Origin of the sequence: Phyllobacterium sp. 22229 (genome assembly GCF_052056495.1) — a bacterium.
Lineage (GTDB): Bacteria > Pseudomonadota > Alphaproteobacteria > Rhizobiales > Rhizobiaceae > Phyllobacterium > Phyllobacterium myrsinacearum.
Map to the genome: position 1 here is coordinate 50,642 of NZ_JBQEPA010000026.1, position 17,800 is coordinate 68,441.

Annotated in this window: 16 protein-coding genes and 3 pseudogenes; 12 read left to right on the forward strand and 7 right to left on the reverse strand. The window is 54.9% G+C overall.

What is annotated here, in order from left to right:
• Positions 1-32: 32 nt before the first annotated feature.
• Positions 33-1,592: an FAD-dependent oxidoreductase gene (locus tag ACTJJ7_RS24465; protein WP_245421229.1), complete on the forward strand. Its 1,560-nt coding sequence runs from the start codon at positions 33-35 to the stop codon at positions 1,590-1,592.
• Positions 1,589-1,951, forward strand: coding sequence for a 4Fe-4S dicluster domain-containing protein (locus ACTJJ7_RS24470; protein ID WP_105737436.1), 363 nt, complete (start codon positions 1,589-1,591; stop codon positions 1,949-1,951). The genes ACTJJ7_RS24465 and ACTJJ7_RS24470 overlap by 4 nt, the downstream gene beginning before the upstream one ends.
• Before the next feature lie 61 nt (positions 1,952-2,012).
• Here the strand turns inward: ACTJJ7_RS24470 and ACTJJ7_RS24475 are convergent, their stop codons facing one another.
• Together ACTJJ7_RS24475 and ACTJJ7_RS24480 are read right to left on the reverse strand one after the other, a co-directional pair.
• On the reverse strand, positions 2,013-2,552 hold the full coding sequence (locus ACTJJ7_RS24475; protein WP_440969119.1) for a nucleotidyl transferase AbiEii/AbiGii toxin family protein: 540 nt from the start codon (positions 2,550-2,552) through the stop codon (positions 2,013-2,015).
• Positions 2,549-2,746 carry a hypothetical protein gene (locus ACTJJ7_RS24480; RefSeq protein WP_440969120.1) on the reverse strand — a complete coding sequence of 66 codons (198 nt, stop codon included), beginning with the start codon at positions 2,744-2,746 and terminating at the stop codon, positions 2,549-2,551. Before ACTJJ7_RS24480 ends, ACTJJ7_RS24475 begins: the two co-directional genes overlap by 4 nt.
• 11 nt (positions 2,747-2,757) lie before the next feature.
• On the opposite strand from ACTJJ7_RS24480, the pseudogene ACTJJ7_RS24485 reads away from it, so the two are divergent.
• From ACTJJ7_RS24485 to ACTJJ7_RS24495, 3 genes and pseudogenes are all read left to right on the forward strand, one after another.
• A pseudogene (locus ACTJJ7_RS24485) lies at positions 2,758-2,865 on the forward strand (3-keto-5-aminohexanoate cleavage protein); the annotation flags it as partial.
• Positions 2,856-3,953, forward strand: a pseudogene (locus tag ACTJJ7_RS24490) (4-hydroxyphenylpyruvate dioxygenase family protein); the annotation flags it as partial. The pseudogenes ACTJJ7_RS24485 and ACTJJ7_RS24490, both read left to right, overlap by 10 nt.
• 487 nt (positions 3,954-4,440) lie before the next feature.
• Positions 4,441-5,877, forward strand: coding sequence for a hypothetical protein (locus tag ACTJJ7_RS24495; protein WP_105737434.1), 1,437 nt, complete (start codon positions 4,441-4,443; stop codon positions 5,875-5,877).
• Positions 5,878-6,269: 392 nt separating this feature from the next.
• Here ACTJJ7_RS24495 and ACTJJ7_RS24500 read toward each other — a convergent pair.
• Positions 6,270-6,988, reverse strand: a pseudogene (locus ACTJJ7_RS24500) (SDR family oxidoreductase).
• Between the two features lie 129 nt (positions 6,989-7,117).
• Between ACTJJ7_RS24500 and ACTJJ7_RS24505 the strand changes: the two are divergent.
• Together ACTJJ7_RS24505 and ACTJJ7_RS24510 are read left to right on the forward strand one after the other, a co-directional pair.
• Entirely contained in the window at positions 7,118-7,681 is a 564-nt protein-coding gene (locus ACTJJ7_RS24505; RefSeq protein ID WP_110003330.1) for a TetR/AcrR family transcriptional regulator, read from the forward strand.
• A 77-nt stretch (positions 7,682-7,758) separates the two neighbouring features.
• Complete coding sequence (locus ACTJJ7_RS24510; protein ID WP_440969127.1) at positions 7,759-8,160, forward strand: NmrA family NAD(P)-binding protein; 402 nt, start codon at positions 7,759-7,761, stop codon at positions 8,158-8,160.
• Between the two features lie 260 nt (positions 8,161-8,420).
• Here the strand turns inward: ACTJJ7_RS24510 and ACTJJ7_RS24515 are convergent, their stop codons facing one another.
• Together ACTJJ7_RS24515 and ACTJJ7_RS24520 are read right to left on the reverse strand one after the other, a co-directional pair.
• Entirely contained in the window at positions 8,421-9,107 is a 687-nt protein-coding gene (locus ACTJJ7_RS24515) for a CPBP family intramembrane glutamic endopeptidase (RefSeq protein WP_105737426.1), read from the reverse strand.
• Positions 9,108-9,324: 217 nt separating this feature from the next.
• Positions 9,325-10,242 carry a LysR family transcriptional regulator gene (locus tag ACTJJ7_RS24520; RefSeq protein ID WP_105737424.1) on the reverse strand — a complete coding sequence of 306 codons (918 nt, stop codon included), beginning with the start codon at positions 10,240-10,242 and terminating at the stop codon, positions 9,325-9,327.
• Between the two features lie 112 nt (positions 10,243-10,354).
• Between ACTJJ7_RS24520 and ACTJJ7_RS24525 the strand changes: the two genes are divergently transcribed.
• Positions 10,355-11,380, forward strand: a complete 1,026-nt coding sequence (locus ACTJJ7_RS24525; RefSeq protein ID WP_105737422.1) for a zinc-binding alcohol dehydrogenase family protein — start codon at positions 10,355-10,357, stop codon at positions 11,378-11,380.
• A gap of 279 nt (positions 11,381-11,659) precedes the next feature.
• Here ACTJJ7_RS24525 and ACTJJ7_RS24530 read toward each other — a convergent pair whose 3' ends face one another.
• Positions 11,660-13,120 carry a DHA2 family efflux MFS transporter permease subunit gene (locus ACTJJ7_RS24530; protein WP_105737420.1) on the reverse strand — a complete coding sequence of 487 codons (1,461 nt, stop codon included), beginning with the start codon at positions 13,118-13,120 and terminating at the stop codon, positions 11,660-11,662.
• A gap of 73 nt (positions 13,121-13,193) precedes the next feature.
• Between ACTJJ7_RS24530 and ACTJJ7_RS24535 the strand changes: the two genes are divergently transcribed.
• The 3 genes from ACTJJ7_RS24535 (at position 13,194) to ACTJJ7_RS24545 (ending at position 14,958) form a co-directional block, all read left to right on the forward strand.
• The gene (locus ACTJJ7_RS24535; protein WP_105737418.1) at positions 13,194-13,802 is read left to right on the forward strand and encodes a TetR/AcrR family transcriptional regulator C-terminal domain-containing protein; all 609 of its coding nucleotides are present in this window, start codon (positions 13,194-13,196) and stop codon (positions 13,800-13,802) included.
• 272 nt (positions 13,803-14,074) lie between these two features.
• Positions 14,075-14,527 (forward strand): GNAT family N-acetyltransferase, encoded by a 453-nt coding sequence (locus ACTJJ7_RS24540; protein WP_105737416.1) that lies wholly within the window; start codon positions 14,075-14,077, stop codon positions 14,525-14,527.
• 167 nt (positions 14,528-14,694) lie between these two features.
• On the forward strand, positions 14,695-14,958 hold the full coding sequence (locus ACTJJ7_RS24545; RefSeq protein WP_245421240.1) for a hypothetical protein: 264 nt from the start codon (positions 14,695-14,697) through the stop codon (positions 14,956-14,958).
• Positions 14,959-15,504: 546 nt separating this feature from the next.
• Here ACTJJ7_RS24545 and ACTJJ7_RS24550 read toward each other — a convergent pair.
• On the reverse strand, positions 15,505-16,365 hold the full coding sequence (locus ACTJJ7_RS24550; protein ID WP_105737412.1) for a LysR family transcriptional regulator: 861 nt from the start codon (positions 16,363-16,365) through the stop codon (positions 15,505-15,507).
• Positions 16,366-16,458: 93 nt separating this feature from the next.
• On the opposite strand from ACTJJ7_RS24550, the gene ACTJJ7_RS24555 reads away from it, so the two are divergent.
• Positions 16,459-17,796: an aspartate aminotransferase family protein gene (locus ACTJJ7_RS24555; protein ID WP_105737410.1), complete on the forward strand. Its 1,338-nt coding sequence runs from the start codon at positions 16,459-16,461 to the stop codon at positions 17,794-17,796.
• Positions 17,797-17,800 lie beyond the last annotated feature (4 nt).

Genomic DNA, 17,800 nt, shown 5'->3' on the forward strand with positions numbered 1-17,800 from the left:
CCGTGAGCAATCATCGGCAAGATACACTGGAATTGACCACCGATGTTCTTGTCATCGGCGGCGGACTTGCGGGAACTTGGGCGGCGTCCGCCGCTCGTCGGACCGGGGCCTCTGTTATACTCGTCGACAAAGGCTACTGCGGCACCAGCGGCGTTACCGCGACGGCTGGTCCCGGTCATTGGTGGGTACCGCCAGATCCTGCCCAATTGCGTGAGAACACAATCCGCAACCGCCTCAAGACGGGCTTCGGATTGAACGACCCGGAATGGATGAACCGTGTTCTGGCATTGACTTGGGAAAGTCTGCCCACGCTGGCGGAATTCTATAATTTCTCGAACGATGAGAACGGCGTGACACAGTACCGTGCGCTTCGGGGACCGGAATATATGCGCGCGCTCCGCAAACTGGTCGACAGTCTTGGTGTCACGGTCCTCGACCACAGCCCCGCATTGGAACTGCTCCAGCATTCCGATGGTTCGGTGTCCGGCGCGTGTGGTATCCGTCGCCAGAAGGGTGGCGATTGGCAAGTCAATGCAGGAGCTGTGGTACTGGCGACCGGTGGCACGTCGTTCCTATCCCGCCTGCTTGGCTCGCATACCAACACTGGTGACGGCTATCTCATGGCTGCGGAGGCGGGGGCAGAGTTCTCCGGTATGGAGTTTACAAGCTATTATACTGTCGCCCCCAATCATTCGACGATGACGCGGTCGATGTCCTATGCCTTTGCCACCTATTACGATGAGGATGGTGTAGTCATCCCGATGCCCCCAGGCCCCGATACAATGCGGCCTCTGGCGCGCGCCCTACTCAAGGGGCGGGTCTTCTGTGACCTGCATCGGACGCCCGAAGACATACGAGCGAAAGTGCCGGTGATATCGCCAAATTTCATGCTGCCCTTCAGGCGCTGGGGTATTGATCCCTACAAGGATCGCTTCGAGATCACCCTTCACGGAGAAGGGACGATTCGCGGTATCGGCGGCCTGAGGGTTGTTGGCTGGGATTGCCGCACTTCTGTGCCCGGACTATTCGCTGCTGGCGATGCCGCGACGCGCGAGCTAGTCGCCGGCGCGATTTCCGGCGGCGGAAACATCAACTCAGCTTGGGCCGTCTCATCCGGCCAGTGGGCGGGGCAAGGAGCAGCACGTTACGCAAGGAAACACGAAGCAGCGGGCGGTGGCAGACCCATCGGGCAGGCGGGACTGCGACCCGGTTCTGCAACAAGACACGTGGACCTGACTGCGGCGCTGGCCGCCGTTCAAAGAGAAGTGTTACCGTATGACAAGAACATTTTCCGCAGTGGCGACCGACTAGAGCAGTCAGGGACGGTTCTTGAAGACATCTGGACGGAGTTTCACTCACATGCCGCAGGTAACTTCCAAACCGTGCTGAGGACACGTGAAACGGCGGCAATGCTGACGACCGCCCGCTGGTGCGTAGCCTCCGCTCTTGCTCGGGACGAAAGCCGCGGCATGCATCAGCGGGATGACAGGCCCCAGACGTCCGCTCGATTCAACAGGCGGATACTTGTAGGTGGGCTCCAAAAAGTCTGGACCCGCACTGATCCTGCACCGAAACCGGAGCTTGCATCATGATTGAACTCGTCCTTGAAGAGCGTTGTTCAGGCTGCAATGCCTGTGTCGAAATATGTCCGACCAACGTACTTGAAATTGGTAGTGACAGTTCTCCGTTTATTGCTCGACAGAACGAATGCCAGACCTGTTTTATGTGTGAGCTCTATTGTGTTGAAGATGCAATCTACGTCGGACCCTACTGCGACCGGCCCGATCCGGTCGATAGGGAATCGATCCTCGCGTCAGGATTGCTAGGTGAATTACGTCGTTATCACGGATGGGACGAGTGGGCCGCGGATCCCCGTTATTCCAATGAGCATTGGCAGATGGAGAAGGTGTTTTTGCGTGCTCGGGACATGGCGATTTGCACGGCACCTTAAAGAGCTGATAAACGTTTTCAGATTTAGTGTGCCAGAGCGCGCTATAACCGTCGTCCGGACGCTAAGACAATATGTTTTCAATCTCCTGGCGCTGCTGGGCGTGTTTCTCCGGGTTCTGCTCTTTCAGTTTCGTAAGGTTGAGTAGTTTCCATCTGACGGCCGGCAGGTTTGCCGCCTGCGGCATGCCGATGGCTTCAAAATCCGGCTCGGTATCATGCAGTGAAAGCAAGAAACGCATTGCGCTATCATCCAACCGTGTGAGTAAGTCGTCGGTCAGACGCACCCGTGCATTCTTCAGTTCACCGAGGTTGACAGGCGCGGTGGTCATACCTTCAAACTCCTTGACGAACGCTTCGTCGAGTTCGGAGAACGAGGGCTTGATAAGCTCGTGCGGCGGCCGGCCCGAGCTGGCGACATAAATGAGGAAGGTGCGAAATAGTGCATCCGTCAGCCCTTCATTCTCGTAGAGCAGCTTCACATCGAAGAGATCCCGCGGGTGTTGACGATCAACAGCTGCATGAAGCTTGCCACCAAACAGATCCTCAAAGGAGACGACCTGCATTTCGGCGAAGCCGAACGTGTCGGCGAGAAGGTCAGTCACGGACCGTAGATCAGGAGGGTGTACGTTCCACGCGAGACCGGCGATGTCTCGATCTTGATCTCGGTGGTGCCCTGCCGGACCAGTATCCGTGTGTCATTATTGCCCCCACCGGCGATCCGCTGGGCGGCAATGCCGCGAAGGTTTTTCAGTAGATCTTCGCGAATGCGATCGAGCGTTGTGTCAATGCCGTTCAACGTCGCTTCCCGGTCCTCGATCGGCAGATATCCATGTGCGCAATCACGACGAGAGCCCGTCTTCGTCGCCGGAGAAATTTGCCGAAGTGCAGGATGGTGTCGTCAGGCATTGTCCGGGCAGGTGATCCGCAGTGAACCGGACGTCGCCATGACCGTTCCTCCCATGCCCGATGCGGTCGAGGTGATCGGTGTTGCATTTGTGGAATTTGCGGCCAGCGCCGATGAGGCAGAGGAGCTTGCCTCGCTTCTGCGGGGGCTGGGTTTTCGCAAGACCGGCAAACACAGAACCAAGCGCGTCGACCGCTACTGCCAGGGCGCGATCAACCTCGTGATCAACACCGAGCGGCAGGGTTTTGCCCATTCCTCCCACGCGGTCCACGGCATGTCGGCCTATGCGTTCGGTCTCCATGTCGCCGATGCGCATGCGGCGTTTGACCGTGCACTGGCGTTGGGCGCTGAGCCCTTTGAACAGCCCGCAGACTCGTCCGGGACCAGCATGCCGGCAGTGCGCGGTGTCGGCGGGGATATTCTCTATTTCATCGACGGCAAAGGCGGACCTGAAGGCATTTGGGACGAGGAGTTCGACCCGGTCGATGACGCCAGGGCAGCCGGAGATGCCGGGTCGCTGCGTTTCGACCATGTGGCGCAAACCATGAATTTTGATGAAATGCTGACATGGCTTCTTTTCTACACTTCCATTCTGAAGGCCAAGAAGACACCGATGGTGGATATTATCGATCCCTCCGGCGTCGTTCGCAGCCAGGTCGTCGAGAACGAGACAGGCTCGCTGCGCATCACCATGAACGGCGCGGAAAATCGCCGGACGCTCGCGGGTCATTTCCTCGCGGAAAAATTTGGCTCCAGCATGCAGCACCTTGCATTCGAAACGGGCGATATTTTTGCGAGCGCCGCGGCGCTAAATGCCAACGGCTTTACGCCTCTGGAAATCTCGGCGAATTACTACGATGACGTCGAGGCGCGTTTCGGGCTTGATCCTGATCTGTCCGACAGGCTGAAAGCGGCCAATATTCTTTATGACCGCGATGATTACGGCGAATATTTCCAGCTCTATAGTCCCAATTATGGCGAGGGTTTCTTCTTCGAGATCGTCGAGCGGCGCGGTTACAGGGGATATGGAGGCCCGAATGCCATTTTTCGCATCGCTGCTCAGAAACGCCATATTCGCCCGCAAGGCATGCCAAAATAACCGCTGGCATAGATGCCAGAATGGTACATGTTCAGAACTAACCTGACCCGGTTTCTTCATTTGCAACGCAACCCACAATGCAATGTCTATCTGCTGAGTGCAGCGACATTGAGCTGCGTGGCAAACACGCTTGGCATGCTCAACATGGATGGCCCCAATGCCGTCGCGATCGCATCTGTCGGTGGAATTGTGGGCACACCGGTACTCGGGTGCTTGCGGATCGCGTCGGAAGGGCCAAAATATACATGGGTGGTGCGGCGTTCATGTTTGTCTTTACCTTTCCCCCTGTTTCTTATGCTCGACCCAAAGAATGTTTTCTTGGCTGCGGGTTAGGCTTTGGAACGATGGCCGGTGCCCAAGACGCATTTTTGGCCACTCTCGTTCCACCACAGACAGGTTCTCTGGCATTGCTGTCACACGGGAGCGCAATGGAGTGATGATATAGATCGATCTATCTGCTTTCGTCGAATGGGTCTGGATGAATGGAATGAAGGAACGCTTTCTGATTGCCCTCGTGTTAATAGCGACAGCCATTTACCTGGTTGTTGTTGCCGCGGATCGGATTTCTCTGCCCAATGAGATACGTGCGAACCGACAGGCGGGCGAAGCAAGCCATTTCAAGACATTCCAGGATGCTGCTGGGCGTGAGGGGCATGTAACAACACCTCTGCTGGACAAGTTCGCTTATGCCGGGGATGCCAACTTCTGCATTAAGCTGCGAGAAATGACCAAATCCAATCCGGACGCTGCGGGAGAGCTTCTGGAAGAGTGTGACAAACTCACAACTGGAACGGCACAGGAAGTCATCCAAAAGCGTATCGGATTGGCCACGGTTGTCGGCGATCAGGACGAGGAACACACCTATTTTCTATCCGGCGATGCAGGTGATCGTGACAAACGCATTGTCCTTGCCATTTCAGCGCTGCGCGCATCTCTTGATGCAGCTTCTCCAAGCAATCCCGTGCAAGCTTTCTCCGCTCTGGAGAGCCTCTGGATCGCAAGAGATGTGAGCGATGCCTTCACCTATTATCAGCCAGGATACCTATTTGGTCCAGCCATGAAAACTGAGGCCGGAGAAGCCATGCTAGCCTTGTGTCCGCTCGCTGGACGCACCGATTGCGATAGTTATGTGCCCAGCGGAATGCCTCAGGCACTCGAGGATCTTGGCCGCTGGCGATCCGACGAAGCCATGTTGCTGCGCTCTGCAGAACTGCTGGAACGCGCGTACAGAGCAGTCAAAACACCCGACAAAGGAAGAGCGCTAGCGTTTGCTCAGGACTTCTCCGCCACACTTGGTTATGCCAATGAACTCAATTCGGGAAACGGAAGCGCTCACGCGAGGCGCGGTGTGATACCGCTGGAGGAGTGGCTCGCCAAATATGAAAGCAGCACTGATGAGCGTCAACTGCAATATATCTATGGCAAAGTCGGTGCAGCATATGGACGTATCGCATCCGATACCGAGCAGCGCGCAGACGCCGTAAAGGCCGTAAAATTCAACACCTTGGCCTTTGAAATCGCCAAGAAATTAAACAAGAACGGTCCGAGCTGGGAGAACATGGCAAATCTTGGCGATGACACCCTGCTCTTGGCTGAACTGGATCGACAAGAAGCCGGGTTTCAGCAAGCACTGAGATTGCATCGCAACGCCTACGCTATCACCAAAAAGGCGAATGTACTGGAATCAACCTCTTATATGAGTATGAAGCTCGCGCGGACACTTCAGCACTATGCCAAGGCAGAACTGCCGTTGGTGACGGATGCCCAAAAGATCATCGTGCTGGAAGAGGCAATAGCCCTGGCCGAAGGCGTCAGGCCACTATTCGAGCAAATCGGGACCACATCTTACATGAAAATCACAGATCGCATTCTCAGCGAGGCAAACGCTCAATTGAACACGCTCCGCCCATTGAAACACCCGTGAAAATTCAACACATCACGCAAACGTTCTTTTCGTGTTCACCTGTTCCGGTGTTTGGCGTACTTTCAGCCCCGTTGCTCACCGCGTTGAGGGGAAGGTTCACATGGCTCAATTCTCAATGGAAATTATGCGCCTAACCGGCTCAGTTCTGCGTGGAAACCAACAAACGGCCCGCCAGCCGCCGTCAGCGTGATGACCTGGTCATGCTTGCGCATGTACGCTCGGCCTATTGTCTTTCGCACGAGACTTATATGACCGCCACGCTCACCGCCATCGTCAACGGTCACAAGCAGAGCCGGGTTGGCGAACTTCTGCCGTGGAGTTTCATCGCAAGGAAAGACTTGCCGAAGAAGTCGCTCCTCGGCAAAGGCCGACGAACGCAGCTTGAGGTGACCCTACCATGGTGTCGCGTTACCCGGTTCGACGAACGTCCCCGATGCCGTTGCAATAAGTGCATACTGCACTGGCAGCCTTGCCCCTTCCTCGGGAGTCATGTTGCCGTAGCCGGTCAGGTCGGTCTTGACGAAGCCGGGGCTGACCGAATTCACGACGATGCCGGTCTCTTTCAGTTCCTGGTGCAACTGGATCGTTAGCATGTTCAGAGACGCCTTCGATGCATTGTACCCGATGAATTGCTGCGAATAGTATGTTGATGTCGGATCGCCGTTCAACGTTAGTGAGCCAAGCGAGCTGGACACGTTTACGATGCGCCCGGCGGGTGACGTTCTCAGCAGCGGCAGCACCGCCTGTGTCACAGCCACGCGCCGATGAAGTTTACTTCCACAACAGTGCGAACAGCATCAATGGCCGCACGGCTGGGAGGAGCGTCTGCAAAATCGAAGATGCCAGCGTTATTGACGAGGATATCCAGGCGGCCATGCGAATCTGCAATAACCTGAGCTGCTGCAGTGATGCTCTGTTCGTTCGTGACGTCGAGCTGGACGGAGAAGGCATCAATGCCCTCCGACTTCAATTCTGCGGCCGCCGCAGTGCCACGATCCACATTCCGCGCACCGATCACGACCCTGACACCAGCCATGCCGAGTTGGCGCGAGACCTCCAGACCAATGCCCTTATTGCCGCCGGTTACGAGCGCAACGCGTTCTTCCTTCATGTTTAAAGCCTTTCTTCATCTACATTTTCAGTCATGATATGAAGAATTGTTCAGTTTGAGGATTCGCTTTTGATTTCTTCCCCGCCACAGGCCTTGAAGCCCCGGAAACGACCGCAGCAACGACGCGCTTTGGCCACCCTCGACGCAATTTTCGAGGCTACCATTCAGCTTTTGGTGAAAGACGGTCTCTCTCAACTTACCACCACGCGCGTCGCCGAACGGGCGGGCGTGTCGGTCGGCACGATGTACCAATATTTTCCGCACAAACAGGCTCTGATCTATGCCGTCAACGAACGCTATCTGGAGCTGCTGGCCGAGAGGATCGAAGCCACTTGCCGCGACCGTCAGGGCAGCCTTACAGGCGACATGGTTGAAGCGCTAATCGACACCTACTGGCAAGCCAAAACCGATAAACCGGATGTTACGCGAGCCCTGTACCGATCTGTCGTGGAGATGGACAACGAAGCATTGATATCAGCCTTCGCGGTACGGACCGACGTGGCAATTACCGCCATGCTCGCAAGCGCTTCCGACAACGACCGTTCCGATGCAAGGTCGAATACGCGCACGCTGGTCACCGTCATATTCGGAACGGTGCGAAACTCCTTCGAGCGCGGCCATTCCGGCGAGATCGCTGAAGATTTACGCCGACAGCTCGTGATCATGTGCCGTGCCTACCTTGAGAGGCTGTGAGGCGATTTCTGGTGGCACCCAATGCGACTGTTGCGCCAAGCTTCGGTTAAGGTGATGCCGACACAACGCTTACCCTGATCCGCCCCGAACACTCGATACAGCTCACTGCTGTGGAAGACATCGGAAAAATTGTTGCGGCGATGTTCGCCGACAAAGCTCGGTTTGGCGGCGTTACATTAAAAATCACCAGCGACAGAGTTACCGGTCACGAGTTGGAGGCTGCCTTCACCGAAATCGCTGGCAAACCTATCACCTATTCCCGATTTTCAGATGAGGTACTGGCAGCTAGTGTGGATCTCGCGCACATGGCGTCCAGCCTGGAGGATGGCCCACTGGCAGAGCTCGTTGATCTGAACGTCATGCGTGAACTCAATCCGGAACTACTCTCGTTCAAATCGTGGCTTTCGGGCAGCGGCCGCAAGGCTTTGGATGCCGCTTTCAGAACGGGTAACGAGATGGTTCAGGCCAATCGATCTTAGTCATTGATCGCGTAGAACTATCAAGTCTGATGGATCACAGTGATGCGAATTTCCACGCAAGCCGTACGGAGGCTGGCCGGTCGCTGGCCCTCTTCGCCGGGTGACTCGAACTGTACTTTTAAGAGCGCCGCAACATCGGCATTGAACGGTCGCAGGTCAGGCTGGGTTCATCGTCGACTGCGTGAACCGCCGCGCGATGCGCCGACCATGAAGATAGTAACCACGTTTAGGCCACAGCCCTCCAACCAGGCGTTCTATCTCTACATCGCCGAATAATAGATGAGGTTGAGGCCATTATAGATTGCGTGGAGGGTTACGGCTGGCCAGATGGAGCCTGACAGGCGGAATACCGCGCCGAAGAAGAGGCCCATCACAAACGCATCGACAAAGATAACGCTTGGCCCGTGAATTGCGGCGAACATAAACGAACTGCCGACTAACGCAACCCATGGTCCATATTTTTCGAGAGCGCTCTGGACCACCCCGCGAAACATAAGTTCCTCGCCAATCGGTCCCAGGACCGCGCTTGTGAACAACAAGAGCAGTATCGCTGCGAGGCCGTTGTTTGCCGCCACTTGAAAATCGGCCTGCGTGTTCGCTTCAACAATGAAGTGGAAATAAATGGCTTCGGCAATGAAGATCAGGCCAAAGCCCATCACGCCAAGCACTATGCTGATCGCTATCCATTTGAGCGTAGTGGGACGAAAACCAAATGCCTGCCAGTTGCGAACACGACAGAGATAGGCGCCGAGCAACCCAGCAGAGCCGAGTGCAAAGTTCATCACGCCGGCAATGTTAATCCGGAAGACGGCGTGCTCGTCGGGTTGCCGCAGCATCCAATATCCAAGCAAACTAATGCCGAGGACATAAACACCGACTGCGATTGTTATCTCCGGCCATCCTGGTTGCTTTACCATTGGTGTCTGGATAGGTCGAATACTTGTCATGGGCCAGCCTCAAATTCCTTTACTATTCCGCTGTGACTTTGATTGCTTCTACGAGTTTACCGCGCAAGGGTGAGCGTGGTGACACAGTATCTGTATCTGTGGCTACTTGCCTTGGCCACTAAGCTGGGCGTAAACGGCGAAAATCATTGGGCCAACGCCAATTTTGACCACGACACTATCGACGCCCAGACCTGCGGGCTGGGTTGCGCCCCGTCATTCATCCAACTGACACCGGAGTCAGCGATTGGGGCCCCGTGAGGAACGTTATGAGTGCCCGCAGTCCCGGCGGCGTTTGCTTGCGGCTGGGATGATAGAGAAAGAAGCCCGGGAACGGCTCGCACCAATCTTCTAGGACCCGAACCAGCCTACCAGCCGATAGATGTTCGGCGATGCTCGTCTCGGGCAAATATGCCAGACCCACCCCGGCGATTGCCGCTTGGCGAATGATGCCCGTATCATTGACTACCAATGGTCCATCGACATCCACATAGAGTGGGCCGTTTTGTCCATCGAAGCGCCAGCGGTGCAGTTTTCCTGACGTGGCCCAGCGATAAACCAGGCAAGCGTGGTCGTGAAGATCGCGCGGCGTGTCGGGCCGGGGCCGCCCAGCAAAATAAGCCGGAGATCCCACCACCGCCACGCGATATGGCCCGGTCAGATTTATAGTGACCATGTCTTGCGCCACGAGTGCACCGATTCGGATGCCGGCATCGAACCCTGCCGCGATCACGTCCGTCAGGTCGTCGTCGATCACGAGGTTGAGCCGCACGCCGGGATAGGCTGCGGTGAACTGAGCTAACCTGGGTGCAAAAACGTGTTCCGCCGCGAGCCTTGGCAAATTGAGTCTCACGGTTCCGGTCGGAGATTCTTGGATCAAGATGGTTTGTTCCATAACGCCATCAAGATTCAACAGTACTGGGGCTAGCCGACTGTACAGCAGTTCGCCGGCTTCCGTCGGGCTCACGCTGCGCGTGGTGCGGTTCAGCAAGCGCATTCCCAGACGTTGTTCCATTCGGCTCAGCGTTCGGCTCACAGAAGATGGCGTCATGCCAAGGCTGATCGCGGCACCCCGAAAGCCGCGAGCATTGACGATCGCCATGAAGACGGTGAGTTCCTTGAATTCGCCAGCATCCATCTGATTGTTACCCCTGGTGCAACAGCCCATTGCAGATATGGCGCATTGTTGAGCACAATCCAAGCATTTATCCTGCGGGCACGCTCGACTAAAAAACTGAGGAACTCTTGAAATGTCCGACTTAGAAGGTTGGCAAGCCGCATGGCAGAAGGCTCCTGGACAACCATTGACCATAGAGTCCGTCGTTCGCCCGCAACTCGCCGACAATGAAATACTCGTTCGCAACGCTGCTGTTGCCATAAATCCACTGGATTGGTTGCTTCAAGATGCGGCAATACTACCTTGGCTCGATTATCCAACTGTCAACGGGAGCGACGTGGCCGGTGAAGTTGTGGCGGTCGGCAGCAAAATTATGCGTTTTCGGCCTGGCGATCGGGTGCTGGGTCAGGCAGTCAGCACAACGATCAATAAGCCATCGCAAGGCGCCTTCCAAACCTACACAGCGGTTTTCGAGCATATGGCGTCCCCGATCCCGGACGCGCTGTCCTTTGTCGACGCCTCGGTTCTGCCGCTGGGATTGGGTACGGCCGCCTGCGGCCTCTATCAGAAAGAGCATCTCGGTCTGGTGCATCCGTCCACCGCTCCTCTGCGAACGGATGAAACCGTGCTTGTCTGGGGCGCGGCGTCGAGCGTTGGCTGCAACGCCATCCAGCTCGCCGTGGCATCGGGATATGAATGCGTGGCCGTTGCCTCGCCGCACCACACGCGCATGTTGAAAGAACTCGGTGCGATCGCAGTCTTCGATTACCGCGATCCGGCCGTGGTGGACACAGTATCGCAGGCGCTCCAAGGTAAACTTCTCGCAGGAGCTCTGCACGCGACAGGAAATCTCGCTGATTGCGTTGCAGTAATCAGTCGCAGCGAGGGGCGACGGCTGGTCGCAATGACGCTGCCGACCAATGAGGCCCTGCCGGAATCGGTCGTTGCCACGCATATTAACGGCACCAGCCTCAAGGACGATGAAATCGGCGATATGATCTACTGCGGCTTCCTGCCTGAAGCGCTCGCGAACCAAAGCTATTGCCCAGCACCACTAGCTCGGGTCGTGGGCCACGGGCTCGATGCGCTTCAAGGAGCGCTGGAAACCCTGAAGGCTGGCGTTTCAGGTGAAAAAATCGTGGTTACACTGGCATTGTAACCTTAACTTTGAGTGAGGTTTAGCGCAGCTTGCAAACGCGGATAGTTTTCGGGTTCAGCCACATAAATATCATTTGCGAGTCCACTGATCCTTATCCCCAGCGAGGTTCCTGCCGCCAGCCCACCTCCACCACAAGCGAACAGCTAATATCGGTTAGTTCTTCCGGCAAAAGCTCATGGCGAGGAGGTACTGAATGGATTAGATTGCCAATGCTGCAAGATCGCACTTGGCTGAGAATTTTCACCCCGCACCTTCTGGGCCGTGATCGGAACAGCTCGGTTAGCCCTGCGTTTGCCGTCGCGTGCGTCGAAATTCCATGATTGCGAGGGCAATGGCGGGGACAAGGGAAAGGACGACCACGGCAACAAGTGTCCAGTTTGCCCGACTGAAGCCGGCAAGGGCAGCTGCCGGTCCGTCAAGGTTGGTTTTACCCGCAGCATATACAGCTGTCACTATAGCAGTCCCCAGCGCTCCACCAACTCGATTGAGAACATTCATCAGAGGAACAGCATTTGGTACGTTCTCACGCTCAAGCCCGACAAGCGCTCCGGTCAAAGCAGGCATGGACACCATGGAAAGCCCCACGCCGCGTAAGAATAAAAGACTTCCAAGCAGGATGTTGGATGTATGAACCTCTGCCAGTGCCAATCCCGTCGTTCCAAGGATGGTAAGAGCCATACCTATAACCAATGATCGGCTACCCCAGTCTTTGTCAGTCAGCCATCCTGCTAAGGGCAATGCCACGCCAATGCCTATCGCCTGAGGCAATACGAGCAATGCCATCGTATCGGCACTCTCGCCGCGTACGAACAGGTAATATAAAGGCAGGGCAATCTGCGCACCGAACGCAACAAAACCGAACGCCAGTATCACACAAGCCGACAGGGCGAGTTGTGACCGCGCGAGCAGACGAACCTTTAGGATCGCACCTGGCGTTCTAATGGCATAGAAAAGAAACACGCTTAGAAATACAGTCCCCATCCCAGCTGCCCACAAGCCATATACGCCATTGCCTTGTCCACCCGAATGAGTGAGTTCAGTAAGGCCCCAGATCAACAAAGGAATTGCTGAACTCAACACCACAAGCCCGAGCACATCCAGCTTTTCCACTTGCATCTTTTCGACACGTGGCAACCATTTCCAGCCGCATGACAGGGCTATGAAACCTATCGGTACATTGATCCAGAACAGGGCCGGCCAATCACCCCATGACAAGAGAGCGCCACCCATGCTCAGACCCAGTGCCGGAGCGACGATTATAGGTAAACCCAGTACAGCCATGATGCGTCCCAAGCGACCGGGTCCCGCAAGCAGAACAAGCTGCATCTGCGTCGTTGGCACCAGAATGCCTCCAACCAATCCCAGGAGAATGCGAAAAGCCACAAGGATCGAGATAGACGGTGCGATTGCGCAAGCACATGACAGGAACGTGAAAGCGGCAAGACAATATAGCCAAACCACCGTGACGCCGAAGCGGCGTCCCAACCAGCCACTTGCCGGTATAGTTGCAGCCATTGCCAATATATAGACCGTTGCCACCCATTGGATACTGTCGAACGATTGTCCAAACGCTGAGCCCAGCGCGGGCAAACCAGCATTGATAACGGTTGCTGTAAGCATGGAGACGAAACTGCCTGTTGCTAGAATGGTACATTTAGCCCACAGGTCCATCGGAATGGATTCCGACCGACGGCGTTCTGACTGACCATGTGTTGTGTTATATCCACTCGAACCTGTCATTGAAATGACTCCCTATCATCGGTAGATAGCTATACCTACCAGTGATAGGGAGTCAAGAGAAAGGAGAATCTTAATGATTCTACAGCGAGACATCATTGTCGCAGCAGCCTTAAAACTCCTCAACGAAGTTGGAATGGATGGCCTATCGACGCGAAAGCTTGCCGAGCAATTGAACATCAAGTCAGCATCGCTCTACTGGCATTTTCGCAACAAGCGCGACTTACTGGATGCAATGTCGGCGGCGATGTTTGAACCCGCATTTAAAACAATCGCACCAACTGGCGACTGGCGCGTCTGGCTGACACTCAAAGCGCGAACCTTTCGGACATCCTTATTGGCCTATCGTGACGGAGCACGTGTCCATAGCGGTTCCCGGCCCTCTGAATCGGACTTTCCGGATGAGGAAAAGGGTTTGGAGTTTCTGTGTCAGCAGGGTTTCTCGGCGGCCGATGCCATGCGCGTACAGGTCTCGCTTAGCTATTTCGTCATCGGCTGGGTTTTGGAAGAGCAAGCCGCCGCGGCAGATAATGTCAGCGTTGCCAAGCCAGACCCGAAACTCTTTCCATATTTAACACAAGCCTTGTCGGCATTTCAGCAGAACAACCCGGATCAAGATTTCGAATTCGGTCTGCAGGCACTCATTCTAGGTTTTGACGCGTTGCGGAAGATAGCTGAACACTGAACTCCACCATCTTCGGCGCTGCTGGAAACATCCCAATGGTCCGATCTCGTGAGGATCCCATCTGATGAAGAAGGGCTGATTTGACTTCTTACTCAGAGCGGCGTGGATATTGACCAGTGCGTGCTCGACGCGAAGAGGACAAAACTCGAACGACGCGCACACTCTGTCGCACAATTCCTAGTATCTGCTGCCTCGCAAGTTTCCGGATTATAGTGACACAACGATTCGAAGAAATTAGATTTTGAGGAATACAGATTTTGGAAATTCACAGAATGGCGTCGGGTGCCCATGTGGGGCTGCGTCGCGGTATACCAAGTGATATTCCCTTTATTTATCGCTTGGAAAAACGCTACATTGAAGAAATCGAAAACGATCATCTTGCCAGATGGCAAGATAGTATCGAGCAGCATCTCAAACAGTGGGTAAACAGCCTTCCCCACACGACCATCGCGCATTTGCGGGACATCCCGGTAGGCTATCTCTTTTGGGAGCAAGAAGGCGAGAAGGCGGTGATTGCGTCGGTGAATGTCGATCCTTCATTCAGACGCAGAGGAGTCGGTTTGGCCTTATTGAAAAGTTTTGAGGACGAAGCTCGGCTCACCGGATGTTCCGTGGCGGAGCTGGGCTTCGTCATCCATAATCCTGCACGTCATTTGTACGAAAGGTGCGGCTATCAGACCGCAGGTGTGGAAGGGCGCTATTTGCTGATGACCAAGCGCTTATGAAAGACTTCGCGATCATTTCCACCTTGTATCGAGTTCTGCCGGATCGTTGCCGCTAATCTCCCAAGTTTTGGAACGCTGCATTCATCCGTTGAAATGATTACGGTTTTGCCATACTCATTGGATATGCTCGCGGTTCCACAGATGACCGAAACCTTGAACAGCACCGAATAACCCTCGCAGATGCTGGCTGCAAGAATATCTACGAGGAAAAAGTTTCCGGTGCAAAGCGTGATCGGATTCAGCTCGCACGCGTGCTCGATCATTTGCGTGATACCGATGTGGTAGCGATCCACATTGGCCCCGAGTTATGCGCGTTCAATCGTGAGGCTGAAGGTGAAGTGTTGACAGGGGAGCGTGCAGGCCAGCCGTTGAACCGCGAAACTGGCGCTTTTCAGGTGCCGACGTTCTTCTTGTGGCGGAAGGCAATATGAGCAGTTGCGATAACGCAAGCGGCTGTTCAACTTGGCGTGGTCAACATCCTTTACCGCCTCTAAAGCCATACTTCATAAAGGACCACTTTCATGGGGGCAGACCAGTTGCGGAATTGAGCCTGGACAGGCCCGTTTTGCAGGATGTTCTGGCAAAAAAATTCCCGGACCAGCGCTCATGAAACAGGTTGTTGCCTATGGAACGGCATGTCACGGCGACGGCGAACGCCGGGCCTGTGCATTGACATGCCAGTATCGCTTTATGCGGTGCAAACCCCGCCAGCGGGATCCTCGAATGGAAACTCGCCAGCGCATGCCTGAGATTGTCTGCATGCGCATTGTTTATTGCTGTCGAATACCTCGTCGCGCGATCACTATTATCAGTGCTTGCCACCATTGGATGGTCGGGGCTTCAAATTATTCGTGAGGTTCCAACAAATCCGTTTCCCATGCATGGGGAATCGATGACACAAGCTATGCCGCCCGTTTAGTGGGATGAGAACAATACTTTAGGTGGCCGCTATCTAAATGAAACTGTCTCAACTGTGACTAGGTCAACCGATTCAAGACTTTACGGATATGCTCACCGAAAGCTTTTGCTATGGGAGATTGGACGGACTCTGCAAAAGTGATCAAAACACCAAGGCGGGGGAGCGGCGGCAGTGGGCTGCCGAGAATATACAAGTCTGATGGGACAGCTTGCTTAGTCATAACGCTGATGGCCAGACCAGAACGTGCAACGGCAACCAATCCGGCAAGGCTGTTGCTGGCATATGATATCTGGTATCGCAGCCGCGCGCGCAACATGGCTTCGCAAGCGGCTTTATGGTCCATTGTATCAGATGCAGACAATGCAAGCGGTATCGTATCGCCAAAATTATAAAGTTCAAAAGACGGCTGTCTTCCGACCCAAACCAGAGCCTCTGTCCAGACGACATTGTCGGAGGTGCTCCAGGTCGAAGCGGACACAAGTGCGAGATCCACTTGCTTAGCATGCAGAAGCTTTCGAAGTTGGTCGGTTGGCGCAGCGACAACCTTGATTTCCACCTCTGGATGCATGTTGCCAAAGCTCTGCAGTAGCGATGGAAATGTCGAAATCAGATAATCTTCCGGACAGCCGAAAACGATGGACCCTCGTAAACCATCACTTGAAAACGCAGTGATGGCTTCATCATGAATGCTCAGAATACGCTGGGCATATTCAAGAAAGCGCTCTCCGTTGCCGGTGAGCCGGACTCCAGTTCCACCTCGGTGCAGGAGATCGTGGCCGACTATCTCTTCCAACCGCTGCATCTGCATTGTCACGGCAGATTGTGTCCTACCGACTTGGACTGCTGCCGCGCTAAGTGAGCCTGAACGTACGGCCTGGACAAATGTGCGGAGCAGACGAAGGTCAAGCGGTGGCTTCATATCAATTCCATTGATATCTCAATCCGAATATTATCAATTTTACTGGAATAGCGCCAGCCGCTAATTGTCTTTTAGAAGGCATGGAGCGGATTGATGTCAAAAAACGATGAACGTACATTTTGGGGTTCCGCAGAGAAGCATCTGATACGATATGGCGGGGCGTTTGATCCTGTCATTATCGAGTACGCCAAAGGCTCTTTCGTTTATGACGCGGATAACAGAGCCATCCTTGATTTCACTTCAGGGCAAATGAGCGCGCTGCTTGGCCACTCCCATCCCAAAATCGTTTCGGCAGTTCAGAAACAGGGTGAGAAGGTTGCACATCTCTTCAGTGGCATGCTGTCTCGTCCCGTTGTTCAACTGGCCGAACGCCTTGCCACATTAGCGCCTGGCCTAGAAAGGACGTTGTTGCTTTCTACCGGAGCGGAAGCGAACGAGGCTGCCATTCGAATGGCGAAGCTGGTAACGGGCAAGCACGAGATCGTCGCGTTCTCCAAAAGCTGGCACGGAATGACTGGAGCCGCGGTGTCTGCGACCTACAGTGCTGGCCGTAGAGGATATGGACCGGCAATGATTGGCTCCCTTTCCATTCCCGCTCCGAATAGTTTTCGGCCGCGCTTCAAACATGCAGACGGAACGTTGGATTGGGTTGCTGAATTGGATGACGCTTTTGCCTTGATTGACAGCCAGTCGACTGGCAGTCTGGCGGCTTTTATTGCTGAGCCTATCTTGTCAAGCGGCGGCATGCTCGAACTTCCAAGAGGGTACCTCGCCGCTCTGAAGCAGAAATGCCGTGAACGCGGTATGTTGCTCATTTTTGACGAAGCACAAACCGGTATCGGCCGTACGGGCGACATGTTTGCTTTTCAAAGGGACGGCGTCACTCCAGACATACTGACTCTCTCCAAGACCATCGGTGCAGGCCTTCCGCTGTCAGCTGTCATGACAACGGCCGAAATCGAAGAATCGGCGCACGACAAGGGTTTCCTGTTCTATACCACGCATGTTTCCGATCCCCTGCCGGCAGCAGTCGGCCTGGCAGTGCTCGATGTGGTGGAAGAAGAAAAGCTTGTCGAACGGGCTCGGCATCTGGGAGCGAAGTTGTTCGACGGACTTTCGGGACTCAAGCAGCGATACGAGTGCGTGGGCGATGTGCGCGGGCGTGGACTCTTGCTCGGCGTAGAGATTGTCAAAGTCGGGCATACGAAAAATTCTGACCACGAACTCGGATCCGCTATCGCCAAAGAGGCGCTCTGCCGGGGCCTGAGCATGAACATTGTCAAGCTTCCGGGCATGGGCGGTGTGTTTCGCATAGCACCGCCACTTACCATTTCCGAGAAGGAGATCGAGCTTGGCCTGCGGATAATTTCCGATTCAATCGACGCAGGGCTAACCGCGACTGCCGGCCTTACCAGCGTGGCTGCACAGTGAAGGG

What these genes read in the sequence shown, in the direction of transcription:
- ACTJJ7_RS24555 (WP_105737410.1), top strand. Translation starts at nt 16,459, where the DNA reads ATGTCAAAAAACGATGAACGTACATTTTGGGGTTCCGCAGAGAAGCAT.
- ACTJJ7_RS24470 (WP_105737436.1), top strand. Translation starts at nt 1,589, where the DNA reads ATGATTGAACTCGTCCTTGAAGAGCGTTGTTCAGGCTGCAATGCCTGT.
- ACTJJ7_RS24520 (WP_105737424.1), bottom strand. Translation starts at nt 10,242, where the DNA reads ATGGATGCTGGCGAATTCAAGGAACTCACCGTCTTCATGGCGATCGTC.
- ACTJJ7_RS24515 (WP_105737426.1), bottom strand. Translation starts at nt 9,107, where the DNA reads ATGACAAGTATTCGACCTATCCAGACACCAATGGTAAAGCAACCAGGA.
- ACTJJ7_RS24550 (WP_105737412.1), bottom strand. Translation starts at nt 16,365, where the DNA reads ATGAAGCCACCGCTTGACCTTCGTCTGCTCCGCACATTTGTCCAGGCC.
- ACTJJ7_RS24525 (WP_105737422.1), top strand. Translation starts at nt 10,355, where the DNA reads ATGTCCGACTTAGAAGGTTGGCAAGCCGCATGGCAGAAGGCTCCTGGA.
- ACTJJ7_RS24495 (WP_105737434.1), top strand. Translation starts at nt 4,441, where the DNA reads ATGAAGGAACGCTTTCTGATTGCCCTCGTGTTAATAGCGACAGCCATT.
- ACTJJ7_RS24540 (WP_105737416.1), top strand. Translation starts at nt 14,075, where the DNA reads ATGGCGTCGGGTGCCCATGTGGGGCTGCGTCGCGGTATACCAAGTGAT.
- ACTJJ7_RS24530 (WP_105737420.1), bottom strand. Translation starts at nt 13,120, where the DNA reads ATGACAGGTTCGAGTGGATATAACACAACACATGGTCAGTCAGAACGC.
- ACTJJ7_RS24535 (WP_105737418.1), top strand. Translation starts at nt 13,194, where the DNA reads ATGATTCTACAGCGAGACATCATTGTCGCAGCAGCCTTAAAACTCCTC.